The following is a 15542-nucleotide window of genomic DNA, read 5'->3' as shown; positions in this document are numbered from 1 at the left end:
GGCTTCGAGACCGTGGTGCGCACCAATCTGGTGGGCGGCTTCCTGGTCGCCCGCGAAGTCTTCAACCAGAGCATGAGCCGCACCGGCGGCAGCATCGTCAACATGCTCGCGGACATGTGGGGCGGCATGCCCGGCATGGGCCACTCCGGCGCGGCACGTGCAGGCATGGAGAACTTCACCAAGACCGCCGCCGTCGAGTGGGGTCATGCCGGGGTGCGGGTGAACGCGGTGGCGCCGGGGTGGATCGCCTCCAGCGGCATGGACACCTACCCGGAGGCGATGAAGAAGATGATCCGCTCGCTCAAGGATCACGTGCCGCTGCAACGCATCGGCAGCGAGTCGGAAGTCTCTGCCGCCATCGTCTTCCTGCTGTCTCCGGCGGCGGCCTTCATCAGCGGCAACAGCATCCGCATCGACGGCGCGGCGAGCCAAGGCAGCCGGGCCTGGACGCTTGGGGCCGCGAAGAACCCCGAGGGCTACAACGGCTTCCACCGGGCCTACCTGCCGGACGTGCTGAAAGGAGAATGACGCGATGCCGGTGATCCAGTCCGAACTCGATGTACACGGCGACACCTTCGCCGCCAACCGCGACGCCATGCTGGCGGCCCTCGAAGGCTTTCGCAGCGTCGAACGGCAATGCCTGGAAAAGGCCGCCCAGGCCAGGGAGAAGTTCGACCGCCGCGGCCAACTGCTGCCGCGCGAACGGCTCGACCTGCTGTTGGATGCCGGCAGCCCGTTCCTCGAACTCTGCGCACTGGCCGGCTACAAGCTGCACGACGACAAGGACGGCACCCAGGCCGGCGGCGGAATCATCTCCGGCATCGGCTACATCGCCGGGGTGCGCTGCCTGATCAACGCCAGCAACAGTGCGATCAAGGGCGGCACCATCTCGCCCAGCGGATTGAAGAAGACCCTGCGCCTGCAGCAGATCGCCATGGAAAACAAGTTGCCACTGGTGACCCTGGCCGAAAGCGGCGGCGCCAACCTCAACTACGCGGCGGAAATTTTCGTCGAGGGCGCGCGCGGCTTCGCCAACCAGGCACGGATTTCCGCCATGGGCCTGCCGCAAATCACCGTGGTGCACGGTTCATCCACTGCCGGCGGCGCCTACCAGCCGGGGCTCTCGGATTACGTGGTGGTGGTGCGCGGCAAGGCCAAGATGTTCCTCGCCGGCCCGCCGTTGCTCAAGGCTGCCACCGGCGAGATCGCCACCGACGAGGAACTGGGCGGTGCGCTGATGCACGCCCAGGTCGCCGGCACCGCCGAGTACCTGGCGGAGAACGACGCCGACGGCGTGCGCATCGCCCGCGAGATCATCGCCATGCTGCCGTGGAACGCGCAGCTGCCGGTGCGCCAGCGAGCGCCCCATGCGCAGCCGCTGTACCCGGCCGAAGAACTGCTCGGCGTGGTTCCGGCCGACCCCAGGAAGCCCTACGACGTGCGCGAAATCATCGCGCGGATTGCCGACGGCTCGGAGTTTATCGCCTTCAAGCAGGAGTTCGACGCGCAGACCGTCTGCGGCCACCTGCGCATCGAAGGCCAGCCGTGCGGGCTGATCGGCAACAACGGCCCGATCACCCCGCAGGGCGCGGCCAAGGCTGCGCAATTCATCCAGCTCTGCGAACAGAGCAACACGCCGCTGCTGTTCCTGCACAACACCACCGGCTTCATGGTCGGCACCGAGTCCGAACGCCAGGGCGTGATCAAGCACGGCTCGAAGATGATCCAGGCGGTGGCCAACGCCACGGTGCCCAAGCTGACGCTGGTGGTCGGCGGCTCGTATGGCGCCGGCAACTACGCGATGTGCGGCCGCGGCCTCGACCCGCGCTTCATCTTCGCCTGGCCGAACAGCCGTACCGCGGTGATGGGCGGCGCGCAGGCCGGCAAGGTGCTGCGTATCGTCACCGAGGAAAAGCACGCCAAGGACGGCAAGGTCGCCGACCCGAAGATGCTCGACATGCTGGAAAGCGTCACCGCGCAGAAACTCGACAGCCAGTCCACCGCGCTCTACGGCACCGCCAACCTGTGGGACGACGGACTGATCGACCCGCGCGACACGCGGACGCTGCTGGGCTATCTGCTGGACATCTGCGCCGAGGCCGAACGGCGGCCGTTGAAGAAGAACAGCTTCGGCGTGGCGCGTTTCTGATCCCGATACACGAATCGGTGCGCACAGCGCACCCTACGGAGACCTGCGCAGGAACCGACCGTAGGGTGCGCCATGCGCACCAACCAAGATCGCGGTGCGCACGGCCTACGCGGCACCCCTTACTGGAGAACAACAACAATGATCTTCACCCAGGAACACGAGGAGCTGCGCCGCACGGTGCGCAATTTCGTCGACAAGGAAATCAACCCGCACGTCGACGCGTGGGAAAAGGACGGCCGCTTCCCGATCCACGACATCTTCAAGAAGGCCGGCGAACTGGGCCTGCTGGGCATCTCCAAGCCGGAGAAATTCGGCGGCATGGGCCTGGACTACAGCTACTCGATCGTCGCCGCCGAAGAGTTCGGCACTATCCATTGCGGCGGCATCCCGATGTCCATCGGCGTGCAGACCGACATGTGTACCCCGGCCCTGGCGCGCTTCGGCTCGGACGAGCTGCGCGAAGGGTTCCTGCGCCCGGCCATCAGCGGCGAAATGGTCGGCTGCATCGGCGTATCCGAAGTCGGCGCCGGCTCCGACGTGGCGGGCCTGAAAACCACCGCGCGCAAGGACGGCGACGACTACGTGATCGACGGCAGCAAGATGTGGATCACCAACTCGCCATCGGCCGATTTCATCTGTCTGCTGGCCAACACCAGCGACGACAAGCCACACGTCAACAAATCGCTGATCGTGGTGCCGATGAAGACGCCCGGCATCACCGTCAGCCCGCACCTGGACAAGCTCGGCATGCGCAGCTCGGAGACCGCCCAGGTGTTCTTCGACAACGTGCGCGTGCCGCAGCGCAACCGCATCGGCCATGAAGGCGCCGGCTTCATGATGCAGATGCTGCAGTTCCAGGAAGAGCGGCTGTTCGGCGCCGCCAACATGATCAAGGGCCTCGAGCACTGCGTCGACGCCACCATCGATTACTGCAAGCAGCGCCACACCTTCGGCCTGCCGCTGATCGACAACCAAGTCATCCACTTCCGCATGGCCGAACTGCAGACCGAGATCGAGGCGCTGCGCGCGCTGGTCTACCAGGCCACCGAGCAATACGTGATGGGTCGCGACGTGACCAAGCTGGCGTCGATGGCCAAGCTCAAGGCCGGCCGCCTCGGCCGTGAGGTCACCGACGCCTGCCTGCAGTACTGGGGCGGCATGGGCTACATGTGGGAGAACCCGGTGGCGCGCGCCTACCGCGACGTGCGCCTGGTCAGCATCGGCGGCGGCGCCGACGAAATCATGCTCGGCATCATCTGCAAGCTGATGGGCATCCTGCCGGGGAAGAAGAAGGTTTGATCGTAGGGTGGATCGCGCTTTATCGATCCACCACCACGGTGGATCGATGAGACGTGATCCACCCGACGTGCTGTAGCGGCCTGCGCCGCGAAACGCTGGACTCGAAGGTATTCCCATGAACGACCTGCCCCACTGCGAAACCCTGCTGCTGAAGCTCGAGGCTGGCGTGCTGAACGTCACCCTCGACCGCCCGGACAGCCGCAACGCCATGAGCCTGGCGATGGTCGGGGAGCTACGCGCCGTACTCGCCGCCGTGAGCCAGGACCGCGACGTGCGCGCCCTGGTGCTGCGCGGCGCGGGCGGGCACTTCTGCGCAGGCGGCGACATCAAGGACATGGCCGGCGCGCGGGCCAGGGGCGGCGATGCCTACCGCGAACTGAACCGCGCGTTCGGCGCCCTGCTGGAAGAGGCGCAACAGGTTCCGCAGGTGCTGATCGCCGTTCTCGAAGGCGCGGTACTGGGCGGCGGCTTCGGCCTGGCCTGCGTGTCCGACATCGCCATCGCCTCGACGACGGCCAGGTTCGGCCTGCCGGAAACCAGCCTGGGCATCGTTCCGGCGCAGATCGCGCCCTTCGTGGTGAAACGCATCGGCCTGACCCAGGCCCGGCGCCTCGCCCTGAGCGCCACACGTTTCGACGGCCTGGAGGCGCTGCGTCTGGGCCTGGTGCATTTCAGCGAGCCTGACGCGGAGCTGGAGCAGCGTCTGCAGCAGGTGCTCGAACAGGTGCGCCAATGCGCGCCGGGCGCCAATGCGACGACCAAGGCGCTGCTGCTGGCCAGCGAAGACGAACCACTGGACGCCCTGCTCGACCGCGCCGCCGGCCTGTTCGCCGACGCGGTGCTGGGCAGCGAGGGCGTGGAAGGCACGATGGCCTTCGTGCAGAAGCGCAGGCCGAAGTGGGCCCAGTAGTGGCTCTCCCCTCTCCCGCTTGCGGGAGGGAGGTCGGCGGAGAGGGAACAAACAGACCCAGCATTTGTAGGGTGGATGTCGCTCTTCACATCCACCGAAACACCGCACGGTGGATCGATGAAGCGCGATCCACCCTACGTTTTAACGGCAGATCGTAGGGTGGATGTCGCTCTTCACACCACCAGAACACGCACGGTGAATCGATAAGCGCGATCCACCCTACGCAAACCACAGTGGTTCGAACGGCAGGAGTAGGACAACAACATGGCTGCATTCGACAAGATCCTCATCGCCAACCGTGGCGAGATCGCCTGCCGGGTGATGCGCACCGCCATCGAACTCGGCTACCGCACCGTGGCGGTGTATTCCGAGGCCGACGCCGACGCCCGCCACGTCGAACTCGCCGACGAAGCGGTGTGCATCGGCCCGGCCCAGGTCAACCAGTCGTACCTGGTGATCGAAAACATCATCGCGGCGGCACAGAAAACCGGCGCCGACGCCATCCATCCCGGCTACGGCTTCCTCTCCGAGAATGCCGACTTCGCCCGCGCCTGCGAAGCGGCGGGCATCGTCTTCATCGGCCCGGGCGTCGAGGCGATCCACCTGATGGGCAGCAAGCGCCTGTCCAAGATCGCCATGCTGGACGCCGGCGTGCCCTGCATTCCGGGCTACGAGGGCGCCGATCAGGACGAGGCGAACCTGGCCGAACAGGCCGCGCGCATCGGCTATCCGTTGATGATCAAGGCCAGCGCCGGCGGCGGCGGCCGGGGCATGCGCCTGGTGCAAGACAGTGGCGAGCTGATCGCCGGGTTGCGCACCGCACGCTCGGAGGCGCAGAACGCGTTCGGCAACGGCGAACTGATCCTCGAGCGCGCGCTGGTCCAGCCGCGCCACGTGGAGATCCAGGTTTTCGGCGATAGACACGGCAACGTCGTGCACCTGGGCGAGCGCGACTGCTCGGTGCAGCGTCGCCACCAGAAGGTCGTCGAGGAATCGCCCTGCCCGGTGATGACACCCGCGCTGCGCCAGGCGATGGGCGATGCGGCGGTCAAGGCCGCGGCGTCGGTCAGCTACGTCGGCGCCGGCACCGTGGAGTTTCTCCTGGACGCAAACGGCGAATTCTTCTTCCTGGAGATGAACACGCGGCTGCAGGTCGAGCACCCGGTCACCGAACTGGTCACCGGCCAGGACCTGGTGGCCTGGCAGATCAAGGTCGCCGAGGGCCAGCCGCTGCCGCTGCGCCAGGAGCAGATCCAGCTCAGCGGCCACGCCATGGAGGTGCGCCTGTACGCCGAGGACCCGGCGCACGGCTTCCTGCCACAGACCGGCGAGGTGCTGCGCTGGGAGCCGGCCGAGCGCGAGGGCATCCGCATCGACCACGGCCTGCGCGAAGGCCAGCGCATCAGCCCTTTCTACGACCCGATGCTGGCCAAGGTGATCGCCTACGGCGCGACCCGCGACGAGGCGCGGCGCAAGCTGATCCGCGCGGTCGAGGACTGCGTGCTGCTGGGCGTGAACGGCAACCAGCGTTTCCTCGCCAATCTGCTCAGGCACCCGCAGTTCGCCGCCGGACGCGCCAGCACCGCCTTCATCGCCGAGCATTTCGCCGACGATGCCAGCCTGTTTCCGCAACGCGCTGCTACCGGCGAGCTGGCCTGCGCCGCCGCCCTGCTCTACCAGTCCCACGCGCAGGCGAACCGCCAGCGTACGGGCTGGCGCAATGCGGCGCAGGCGACAGCGTGCTTCCAGCTCGGGCAGGCCGAGCAGCGTCATCGGGTGGAGCTGCGCGTGATCGAACCCGGCGCGCAGCCGCAGCTCCTCGCCCAGGTTGGCGAAGCGCGTATCGCGCTGCGGCTGCTCGATGGCGACGGCCGCTGGGCGACCCTGGAAATCGATGGAGTCCGCCGGCGCCAGGCCTACCACCTGGCCGGCGACAAACTCTGGCTATACGGCGCATCCGGCAATCTGGAACTGGTCGATCTGACCCAGGCCGCGGCCGACCCTTCACAGGCGGAAGGCTCGACCACGCTCAAGGCGCCCATGGACGGCGCCATCGTCGAGGTCCTGGTGAGCGAGGGCGAGCGCGTCGCCAAGGGGCAACTGCTCGTCGTGCTGGAAGCCATGAAGATGGAGCACTCGCTCAAGGCCGGCCTCGACGGCATCGTCGTCCGGGTCCAGGCGAACAAGGGCGAGCAGGTGAAGAATCGCCAGATGCTGGTGGAGATCGAACCATCCGAAGCCTGACAAGGGCTTGCATAACAACAATGAGCGGAGAGCAACCATGTCCCTGTACGGCAAAACGCTATTCATCACGGGAGCCAGCCGCGGCATCGGCCGGGAGATCGCCCTGCGCGCGGCCCGTGACGGCGCCAACATCGTCGTCGCGGCAAAGAGCGCCGAGCCCCACGCCAAGCTGCCCGGCACCATCTTCAGCGTCGCCGAGGAAGTGGAGGAAGCCGGCGGCAGGGCCCTGCCGCTGCAACTCGACGTGCGCGACGAGAGCGCGGTGTCTGCCGCCATGGCGCAGGCGGCCGAACACTTCGGCGGGCTGGATGCGCTGGTCAACAATGCCGGCGCGATCAAGCTGCTCGGCGTCGAGAAGCTCGAACCCAAACGCTTCGACCTGATGTTCCAGATAAATACCCGCGCAGTGATGGTCTGCAGCCAGGCGGCGCTGCCCTACCTGAAGCAAAGCGCCAACGGGCACATCCTCAGCCTTTGCCCGCCGCTGAACCTGGCGGGCAAGTGGTTCGCCCAGCACGGGCCCTACACGGTGACCAAGTACGGCATGAGCATGCTCAGCCTGGGGATGCACGGGGAGTTCGGCCACTATGGCATCAGCGTCAACGCGCTCTGGCCGAAAACGATGATCGCCACCGCGGCGATCGAGTTCGAGCTGGGCAGCCGCGACGCCTTCCGGCGCGCCCGAACGCCGGCGATCATGGCCGACGCTGCCCACGCCATCCTCTGCACGGAAGGCCGGCAGCTCAGCGGGCGTTTGCTGATCGACGAGGAAATTCTGCGTGAACAGGGACAGAGCGAATTCGAGCAGTACCGCTTCGACCCCGAAGGCGGCAGCCTGATAAGCGATCTGTTTCTCGACTGACCGCAAGGCAGAACGGTCGGGGTGACGCGGGCGACTTACTGGCGGAAATGGAACTGCAGCTCGGCGCCTTCGATGCCGCTGTTGCGCTCCAGCTCATTGGAGATGACCCGCCCGCTGAGCTGGAACGGCTGCTGCACGTTCTCCTTCTCGGCGAACATCGGCGGCAGCAGGCCACTTTCCGACTTGGTGGTGGCCTTCTGCTTGGCTTCGGGCTCGAGGCTTTGCACCAGTTCGCGGGGCAGGCTCAGGTCCAGCTTGGGTTTGGCCAGCGTGACTTCCTCGACGGGCGTGTCTGCGGGCGTACCCTTCGCCTTGCCTTTGGATTTGACCACCGGCGCGGCCGGTGCAGGTGCCTGCGGCGCCGGCTTGGCTGCGGAGCTGTCGGCCACCACGGGCTTGGTCGCCACCGGCGGCGGCAGTTCCTTGCGCGGCGCGGCAGGTTCGACCTGGGTGACGGGCTTCGGCCTGGCAGGCTCGTTCGGCGGCCCGGCCGGCTTGTCGCCGCTGTCACAGGCGGCGAGCAGAAGCGCCAGGCAAAGGGTGGTCATTCGCGAAATCATGGCATCTATTCTATAGCGCTGAGGCCAGCCCAAGGGTTGACCCGATGGACAATTTCCTACAACAGGCTCACGGCATCCTGGCACAGCTGAGTCGCTAGCAGGCCCAAGGTTATGAACGCCCGCTCGGCCTCGCGGTTCCACGGAATTCCGCAGTTCAGACGGACGCAATGGTTGAACTGCTCGGTGTTGCTGAAGATCAACCCGGGCGCGATGCTGATGCCCTGCTGCAATGCCCGGACCTGCAGTTCCTTGGTATTCACCCGCGCCGGCAGACTGACCCAGAGGATGAAGCCGCCGTTGGGCCGGGTGATCTGCGTACCCTCCGGGAAATGCTGCTGCACCGCGAGCTGGAACGCACTGAGGTTCTTTCGGTACTCCTGGCGTATGTAACGCAGATGACGGTCATAGCCGCCGTTTTCAAGGTAGGCGGCGACCGCCATCTGCGTGACGCTGCAGGCCGAATGGGTGGTGAACGTCTGCAGCCGCTGGATATCGTTCTGGTATTTGCCGGCGACTATCCAGCCGATTCGCACGCCCGGCGACAGGGTCTTGGAAAAGCTCGAACAGTAGATCACCCGCCCGTGCCGGTCATGGGCCTTGAGTGCCTTCACCCCGCCCTGCTCGAACATCAGCTCGCCGTAGATATCGTCTTCGATGATTTGGATATCGAACTCGTTGGCCAAGCGCAGCAGTTGCTTCTGGCGGTCCTCCGGAATCGTTCCGCCCAGCGGATTGCTCAACCGCGCGGTGAGCACCAGCGCCTTGATCGGCCACTGGTTGGCGGCCAGTTGCAATGCCTCGAGACTGATCCCGGTGGTCGGATCGCTGGGGATCTCGATGACCTTGAGGCCGAGCAGGTCGGCCAGTTGCAGCAGGCCGTAATAGGTCGGCGACTCGGTAGCGATCAGGTCGCCCGGCTGGGTCAGCACGCGCAGCGACATCTGCAGGGCATCGACGCAGCCGTGGGTGATCACCACTTCCGACGGGTCGACCACCACGCCGGCATCGCGCATGCGGATCGCTACCTGCCGGCGCAGCGGCTCGAAGCCCGGGCTGAACATGTAGCTGAATGCCCGCGGGCTCTGGAACCGGGTGACCTTGGCCAACTGCTGGTGCAACGCGCGCACGGGCAGGTAATCCACGTGCGGCACCGCCGCTCCGAATGGAAACACGCCTTCGCGGCGCGACTCGGTGAGTACCTGGTTGATGATGCTCGCCCGCGTGACCAGCCCGGGCAACTCGACGCGGGCGATGTCCGGCGTCGGCGCGGTCAGCGCCGGCGTCTGGTGCACGTAGTACCCGGACTGCGGACGCGCGCGGATCAGTCCCTGGTCTTCCAGATTGGCATAGGCCTGCAGGACGGTCGCGTGGCTGACGCTGAGCTGCGAACTCATCTTGCGCACCGAGGGCACACGCTCGCCTGGCTGGTAGACACCACGGCGGATGTCCTCGGCCAGTTGCTGGGCGATGCGCTGGTAAAGCAGGAGGTTGGTCATGGCGGCGGTCCGTAGCGTGCGTAACAGTGTCGTGATAGTCCGATGTGCACCGGCACAGTTACCTCATTCTGCTGTCCGTTTCACAATTGCGCCAGCCTGCTGGTTCGTTAGCCCATAAAAAAACCCGGCGCTCGAGATGAACGCCGGGTTGGGCTCCGCGGCCACTCAGCGTTCGTCGCTGAGGTGCCCCTGCTCGTCGGAGAAGACGATCTCCACGCGGCGGTTCTGCGCGCGGCCGATGGAGGACGCATTCTCCGCGACCGGGTACGCCTCGCCGAGCGCCTGCACCCGCATGCGCTTGGCATCCACACCGAGGTCTTCGAGCATGTCGGCCACCGACTGGGCCCGCGCGCGGGAAAGCTCCAGGTTCATCTTGGCATCGCCGCGGGCATCGCTGTAGCCCTCGATGCGCACGATCCGACGCGGGTTGAGTTGCAGGAACTGCGCGAGCTTGAGCACGGTGCGGTTGGCCGAAGCCTTCAGCTCCGAGTGGCCGGTGTCGAACAGCACGTCGCCCAGCGTCATCACCAGCCCACGGTCGGTGTTGCTGGTCAGGACGCTGGCCATCTGCGCATCGAGCAGCGCGCCCTGCTGCTGCACGCTGAGCAACTTGGCCTCGCGCAGCGTCAGTTGCAGGCGTTGACGCTCGAGCTCCAGGGCGGCCAGGCGCTCGTTGTTCTGGGTCAGCTTGCCGTGCTCGGTGGCGATCGCGCTGTAGCGCTGGCTCAGGTAGGCGAAGTGAACGACATCGTCGTCGCTCCCCGAATAGCTGGACAACCGGTCGGCACGCGCCAGCGACTCGCCTGCGCGAATCACATCCTTGGGCGCCGCGTGCAACACCTCGGCGTTGTCCTTCACCGCATCGAACGCGGCATGCGCCTGTTCCAGCGACTGCTGTGCCTGTGGCGAAGTGGCGCAACCGGCAAGGGCAAGAAGGCAGACACCTCCCGCCACGGCGAGAAAACGGCTCATTGCTGCTCTCCCAGTTGCTTGCGCAGGCGGTTCAGTTTGCCGTGCAGGTCGGCCAACTGAGCCTCGCTCTTGCTGGTCAGCACCCGCGCCTCGGCGAGCCGTGCGTCCAGTTCGGCCTGCTCGGCCAGAACCCGCGCGCGCTTGTAGTCCTGGTCGGCGATGGCGCTCTGGGCGTCGGCCAGCTTGGTCTCGGCAAGCACCAGCTCGTCCATCTGTTCGACGGCACCGACGGCCTTGGCCTGGGCCACGGCTTGTTCGGTCAGGCGAATCTGTTCGGCGGGGATGGGATCGGTGGCGCAACCGGCGAGAAACATGAACGCCACGCCGGCGGCGAATAAGCGATTACTCAAAACGGATTCCTATGGAGTCGATTCACTGGCCGTCTGGGCGTTTTCCTGCTCCCAGCGCTCGAGATTGCTCTGCAGCAGGGTCTGCGGCAGACCGGCAGCGCTCAATTCTGTCATTTTCTTCGCCAGTTGTCCGCGCAACCAGGGCTCGTTGCAGGCCGAATCGTGGGACAGCGTGAGAAACAGCCCCTCGCTGGAAACCGGTGGAGAGAGCACTTCGAGCTGGTCGGCGATGTTCATCTTGCGCGCCAGCGCGAGCCCTGGGTACTGCTCGTAGATCACGTAATCGCTGCGCTCGAGCAGGAGCATCTGGAAGGCCTGGTTCAGGCTCGGCACCGTTTCCAGCTGCAGGTTTTCCTGGGCGAAGGTATCGAATGCCTGGCCGAAGCTGTTATTCACCAGGGTTCGCCCGCTGTGGCCACGCAGGTCGTCCCAGGCACTGTAGGGGAACGTCTCGCCCTGACGAATCCACACCACGCTGGGGGTCTCGTAAATGGCCGGATGGATGTAGTCCATGCTGTCCAGCCGCGCCGAGGTCAGGAAAGCTCCGGCGAGGAGATCGACGCGTCCGGTACGCACTTCATCCTGAGCACGTGACCAAGGGCCGGTGTAGATCACATCGATCGTGACCCCGAGTTCCTTGCCAATGTGCTTGAGCAGATCGGCGTTGGCACCGACCAATTGCTTGGGGTTCTTCGGGTCGCGCCACAGGTAAGGCGGATATTCGGGGTTGCCGGTAGCGACCAGACGCTCGCATTTGCCGGCGGCCATGAGCCAATTTGGAACAAGAGCGAATCCCAACAGCAACGATGTAAACCAGGCGTATCTGCCCATGCTGGATCTCGGCCGATAGTCAAAAACGGTCTTTCGTAGCAGGACGCCCTACCGCCTGTCCCCCGCTACGCTATCCGTCCTTGTACAAAATCCGCGGCGCCATGAACAGGAAATAATGACAATTCGGTGATCTGGGCACATTCCGCGCCCACAAAAAAGCCCGCTCGAAAGCGGGCTTTTTCAGGTCGGGCGTCGGATCAGAGCTGCTTTTCCAGCTCCGGCACGGCCTCGAACAGATCCGCCACCAGGCCGTAATCGGCCACCTGGAAGATCGGTGCTTCTTCATCCTTGTTGATCGCGACGATCACCTTGGAGTCCTTCATGCCGGCCAGGTGCTGGATCGCACCGGAGATACCGACGGCGATGTACAGCTGCGGCGCGACGATCTTGCCGGTCTGGCCGACCTGCATGTCGTTCGGCACGAAGCCGGCGTCGACCGCGGCGCGCGATGCACCCACGGCGGCGCCGAGCTTGTCGGCCAGCGAGTACAGGTGGCTGAAGTTGTCGCCGTTTTGCATGCCGCGACCGCCAGATACGACGATCTTCGCGGCCGTCAGCTCAGGACGGTCGGATTTGGCGAGTTCCTCACCGACGAAGGACGAAACGCCTGCATCGTGGGCAGCACCGACAGCCTCGACGCTGGCCGAACCGCCTTCTGCGGCGACGGCGTCGAAACCGGTGGCACGTACTGTGATGACCTTCACCGAGGCGTTCGATTGCACGGTGGCGATGGCGTTGCCGGCATAGATCGGGCGCTTGAAGGTGTCGGCCGACTCGACCGAGACGATCTCGGAGATCTGGTCGACGTCCAGCTTGGCGGCGACGCGCGGCATGATGTTCTTGCCGTTGGCGGTGGCCGCGCTGAGCACGTGGCTGTAGCCACTCGCCAGCTCGACGACCAGCGGGGCGACGTTTTCCGGCAGTTGATGCGCGTAGGCCGCGTTGTCGGCAGCCAGCACCTTGCTCACACCGGCGATCTTCGCGGCGGCAGCCGCCACGTCGGCAACGCCGTCGCCGGCGACCAGCACGTGGATGTCGCCACCGATCTTGGCGGCGGCGGCAACGGTATTCAGGGTCGAGGGCGCAACTGCGGTGTTGGCCTGCCCGACGGTGACGTAGTCAGCGATTACCAGGATCGTCATTTAGATTACCTTCGCTTCGTTCTTCAGTTTTTCGACCAGTTCAGCCACCGATTTGACCTTGATACCGGCGCTGCGTACGGCCGGTGCTTCGACTTTCAGGGTCTTGTTGGTGGAAACAACGGATACACCCAGCGCATCGGGCGTCAGGGTTTCCAGCGGCTTCTTCTTGGCTTTCATGATGTTCGGCAACGAGGCGTAACGCGGCTCGTTGAGGCGCAGGTCAGTGGTGACGATCGCCGGCAGGTTCAGCGCGACGGTCTGCAGGCCGTCGTCGATCTCGCGGGTGACGTTGACCTTGTCGCCGGAAACTTCGACCTTGGAGGCGAAAGTGCCCTGACCGTAGCCGGTCAGCGCCGCCAGCATCTGGCCGGTCTGGTTGTTGTCGCTGTCGATCGCCTGCTTGCCGAGGATCACCAGTTGCGGCTGCTCCTTGTCGACCACGGCCTTGAGCAGCTTGGCCACGCCCAGCGAGGTCAGTTCTTCGCTCGATTCGACCAGCACGGCGCGGTCGGCACCCAGTGCCAGTGCAGTGCGCAGCTGTTCCTGTGCGGCGCTCGGGCCGATGCTGACGACCACGATCTCGGTGGCCACGCCCTTCTCCTTCAGGCGAACCGCTTCTTCCACGGCAATTTCGCAGAAGGGGTTCATCGACATCTTCACGTTCGCAAGGTCAACGCCGGAGTTGTCCGCTTTGACGCGAACCTTGACGTTGTAGTCAACCACTCGTTTGACAGCTACAAGAACCTTCATGGATTCCTCGTTGTTCTCCGGTGAAAAAGAAACCCGTCAGACAGGCCTGATGGGCATTGCATGTCGGCCGGGACCGACCGTCGAACTGTACGTTAAGCGCAAAATGGCTCGTATCTTGACCGTATCGCCCAATCGGGTCAATACGAGGAAAAGATCCCAAAACAGCCGCCAAAGCCGATTCTATCAGGCTTTGCGCAGATTCAAACAAACGTTTGTATTGGACCCGCACGAGGGTGTGGATATAATGCGCGCAGCTCTGGTCAGGGAAAGACCGGCACCATCATAAAACCGAAGAGCCTTGATTAGGAGATAGCTGTGGAACGCGAATACATGGAATTCGACGTCGTCATCGTAGGCGCTGGCCCTGCTGGTCTGTCCGCCGCCTGTCGATTGAAACAAAAGGCCGCCGAAGCGGGCCAGGAAATCAGCGTCTGCGTGGTCGAGAAAGGTTCCGAGGTCGGCGCCCACATTCTATCTGGCGCCGTGTTCGAGCCGCGCGCCCTGAACGAACTCTTTCCCGACTGGAAAGCGCTCGGCGCCCCGCTCAACACGCCGGTGAAGCGCGACGACATCTATCTGCTGAATAGCGCGGACAAAGCCACCAAGGTCCCGAACTTCTTCGTGCCCAAACCGATGCACAACGAAGGCAACTACATCATTTCCCTCGGCAACCTGTGCCGCTGGCTGGCCCAGCAGGCGGAGAACCTCGGCGTCGAAATCTATCCGGGCTTCGCCGCCCAGGAAGCGCTGATCGACGAGAGCGGCATCGTCCGCGGCATCGTCACCGGCGATCTCGGTGTCGATCGCGAAGGCCACCCGAAAGAAGGCGTGTTCACCCCCGGCATGGAGCTGCGCGGCAAGTACACGCTGTTCGCCGAGGGCTGCCGCGGTCATATCGGCAAACAGCTGGGCAAGCGCTACAACCTGGCCAAGGATGCCGACCCGCAGCACTACGGTATCGGCATCAAGGAACTCTGGGAAATCGACCCGGCCAAGCACGAGCAAGGCCTGGTGGTACACACCTCCGGCTGGCCGCTGAACAAGGAAAACCCGGGCGGTTCGTTCCTCTATCACCTGGAGAACAACCAGGTCGTCGTCGGGCTGATCGTCGACCTCGCCTACAGCAACCCGCACCTGTCGCCGTTCGACGAGTTCCAGCGCTACAAGCACCACCCGGTGATCAAGCAGTACCTGGAAGGCGGCAAGCGTATTTCCTACGGCGCACGCGCGCTGGTCAAGGGCGGCTACAACTCGCTGCCGAAGATGGTCTTCCCGGGCGGCGCACTGATCGGCTGCGACCTCGGTACGCTCAACGCGGCCAAGATCAAGGGCAGCCACACCGCGATGAAGTCCGGCATGCTCGCCGCCGAAGCCATCGCCGAGGCGCTCGCCGCCGGTCGCGAGGCCGATGAACTGAACAACTACGTGGACGGCTTCAAGGCCAGCTGGCTGCATGACGAGCTGTACCAGACCCGCAACTTCGGCCCGGCGATGCACAAGTTCGGCCCGCTGCTCGGCCCGGCGTTCAGCTTCGTCGAGTACAACCTGCTCGGTGGCAAGTTGCCGTTGACCCTGCACGACACGCGCATGGACCACACCTGCCTGAAGAAAGCCTCCGAAGCGGAGAAGATCAGCTACCCGAAACCGGACGGCAAGATCAGCTTCGACAAGCTCTCCTCGGTGTTCCTCTCCAGCACCAACCACGAAGAGGATCAGCCGATCCACCTTAAACTGACCGATCCGAGCATTCCGATCGGCCAGAACCTCCCGCTGTACGACGAACCGGCCCAGCGTTACTGCCCGGCAGGCGTCTATGAGGTGGTGACTCAGGAAGATGGCGAGAAGCGCTTCCAGATCAACGCGCAGAACTGCGTCCACTGCAAGACCTGCGATATCAAGGACCCGGCGCAGAACATCACCTGGGTCGCCCCGGAAGGCACCGGCGGGCCAAACTACCCCAACATGTGAGTAATGAAA

At 64.8% G+C, this 15542-nt stretch carries 14 protein-coding genes; 7 read left to right on the top strand and 7 right to left on the bottom strand.

What is annotated here, in order from left to right:
- The 6 genes from B3E91_RS02195 to B3E91_RS02170 all read left to right on the top strand — a co-directional run.
- The coding region (locus B3E91_RS02195) for an SDR family oxidoreductase (RefSeq protein ID WP_287028174.1) at positions 1-528 on the top strand (528 nt) is incomplete at its 5' end.
- Between the two features lie 4 nt (positions 529-532).
- A complete protein-coding gene (gene atuC / locus B3E91_RS02190) occupies positions 533-2149 on the top strand; it encodes a geranyl-CoA carboxylase subunit beta (protein ID WP_287028173.1) in 1617 nt (538 codons plus the stop codon).
- A 138-nt stretch (positions 2150-2287) separates the two neighbouring features.
- Positions 2288-3448, top strand: a complete 1161-nt coding sequence (gene atuD, locus B3E91_RS02185) for a citronellyl-CoA dehydrogenase (RefSeq protein ID WP_287028176.1) — start codon at positions 2288-2290, stop codon at positions 3446-3448.
- A gap of 115 nt (positions 3449-3563) precedes the next feature.
- Positions 3564-4358: an enoyl-CoA hydratase/isomerase family protein gene (locus B3E91_RS02180; protein WP_287028172.1), complete on the top strand. Its 795-nt coding sequence runs from the start codon at positions 3564-3566 to the stop codon at positions 4356-4358.
- Positions 4359-4622: 264 nt separating this feature from the next.
- Positions 4623-6602, top strand: coding sequence for an acetyl-CoA carboxylase biotin carboxylase subunit (locus B3E91_RS02175; protein ID WP_287028171.1), 1980 nt, complete (start codon positions 4623-4625; stop codon positions 6600-6602).
- Between the two features lie 37 nt (positions 6603-6639).
- Positions 6640-7464: an SDR family oxidoreductase gene (locus B3E91_RS02170; protein WP_287028169.1), complete on the top strand. Its 825-nt coding sequence runs from the start codon at positions 6640-6642 to the stop codon at positions 7462-7464.
- A gap of 35 nt (positions 7465-7499) precedes the next feature.
- Here the strand turns inward: B3E91_RS02170 and B3E91_RS02165 are convergent, their stop codons facing one another.
- The 7 genes from B3E91_RS02165 to B3E91_RS02135 form a co-directional block, all read right to left on the bottom strand.
- The gene (locus B3E91_RS02165; protein ID WP_287028168.1) at positions 7500-8012 is read right to left on the bottom strand and encodes a hypothetical protein; all 513 of its coding nucleotides are present in this window, start codon (positions 8010-8012) and stop codon (positions 7500-7502) included.
- A 68-nt stretch (positions 8013-8080) separates the two neighbouring features.
- Complete coding sequence (locus tag B3E91_RS02160; protein WP_090231243.1) at positions 8081-9520, bottom strand: PLP-dependent aminotransferase family protein; 1440 nt, start codon at positions 9518-9520, stop codon at positions 8081-8083.
- Positions 9521-9685: 165 nt separating this feature from the next.
- Positions 9686-10492, bottom strand: a complete 807-nt coding sequence (locus tag B3E91_RS02155; protein WP_287028167.1) for an OmpA family protein — start codon at positions 10490-10492, stop codon at positions 9686-9688.
- The gene (locus B3E91_RS02150) at positions 10489-10842 is read right to left on the bottom strand and encodes a DUF4398 domain-containing protein (protein ID WP_287028166.1); all 354 of its coding nucleotides are present in this window, start codon (positions 10840-10842) and stop codon (positions 10489-10491) included. Before B3E91_RS02150 ends, B3E91_RS02155 begins: the two co-directional genes overlap by 4 nt.
- A gap of 9 nt (positions 10843-10851) precedes the next feature.
- Positions 10852-11673, bottom strand: a complete 822-nt coding sequence (locus B3E91_RS02145) for a substrate-binding periplasmic protein (RefSeq protein WP_390896934.1) — start codon at positions 11671-11673, stop codon at positions 10852-10854.
- A 197-nt stretch (positions 11674-11870) separates the two neighbouring features.
- A complete protein-coding gene (locus tag B3E91_RS02140; RefSeq protein ID WP_287028164.1) occupies positions 11871-12815 on the bottom strand; it encodes an electron transfer flavoprotein subunit alpha/FixB family protein in 945 nt (314 codons plus the stop codon).
- Complete coding sequence (locus tag B3E91_RS02135) at positions 12816-13565, bottom strand: electron transfer flavoprotein subunit beta/FixA family protein (RefSeq protein WP_273233112.1); 750 nt, start codon at positions 13563-13565, stop codon at positions 12816-12818.
- 315 nt (positions 13566-13880) lie between these two features.
- On the opposite strand from B3E91_RS02135, the gene B3E91_RS02130 reads away from it, so the two are divergent.
- On the top strand, positions 13881-15533 hold the full coding sequence (locus tag B3E91_RS02130; protein ID WP_287028163.1) for an electron transfer flavoprotein-ubiquinone oxidoreductase: 1653 nt from the start codon (positions 13881-13883) through the stop codon (positions 15531-15533).
- Positions 15534-15542 lie beyond the last annotated feature (9 nt).

Source organism: Pseudomonas sp. UBA6310, assembly GCF_002438225.1.
Taxonomy (GTDB): domain Bacteria; phylum Pseudomonadota; class Gammaproteobacteria; order Pseudomonadales; family Pseudomonadaceae; genus Pseudomonas_O; species Pseudomonas_O kuykendallii.
The sequence above is the reverse complement of the archived record's forward strand: the minus strand, read 5'-3'. Positions and strand labels throughout refer to the sequence as shown.

Coding starts and splice junctions, on each gene's coding strand:
- atuC (WP_287028173.1), top strand. CDS start 533: ATGCCGGTGATCCAGTCCGAACTCGATGTACACGGCGACACCTTCGCC.
- atuD (WP_287028176.1), top strand. CDS start 2,288: ATGATCTTCACCCAGGAACACGAGGAGCTGCGCCGCACGGTGCGCAAT.
- B3E91_RS02180 (WP_287028172.1), top strand. CDS start 3,564: ATGAACGACCTGCCCCACTGCGAAACCCTGCTGCTGAAGCTCGAGGCT.
- B3E91_RS02175 (WP_287028171.1), top strand. CDS start 4,623: ATGGCTGCATTCGACAAGATCCTCATCGCCAACCGTGGCGAGATCGCC.
- B3E91_RS02170 (WP_287028169.1), top strand. CDS start 6,640: ATGTCCCTGTACGGCAAAACGCTATTCATCACGGGAGCCAGCCGCGGC.
- B3E91_RS02165 (WP_287028168.1), bottom strand. CDS start 8,012: ATGACCACCCTTTGCCTGGCGCTTCTGCTCGCCGCCTGTGACAGCGGC.
- B3E91_RS02160 (WP_090231243.1), bottom strand. CDS start 9,520: ATGACCAACCTCCTGCTTTACCAGCGCATCGCCCAGCAACTGGCCGAG.
- B3E91_RS02155 (WP_287028167.1), bottom strand. CDS start 10,492: ATGAGCCGTTTTCTCGCCGTGGCGGGAGGTGTCTGCCTTCTTGCCCTT.
- B3E91_RS02145 (WP_390896934.1), bottom strand. CDS start 11,673: ATGGGCAGATACGCCTGGTTTACATCGTTGCTGTTGGGATTCGCTCTT.
- B3E91_RS02140 (WP_287028164.1), bottom strand. CDS start 12,815: ATGACGATCCTGGTAATCGCTGACTACGTCACCGTCGGGCAGGCCAAC.
- B3E91_RS02135 (WP_273233112.1), bottom strand. CDS start 13,565: ATGAAGGTTCTTGTAGCTGTCAAACGAGTGGTTGACTACAACGTCAAG.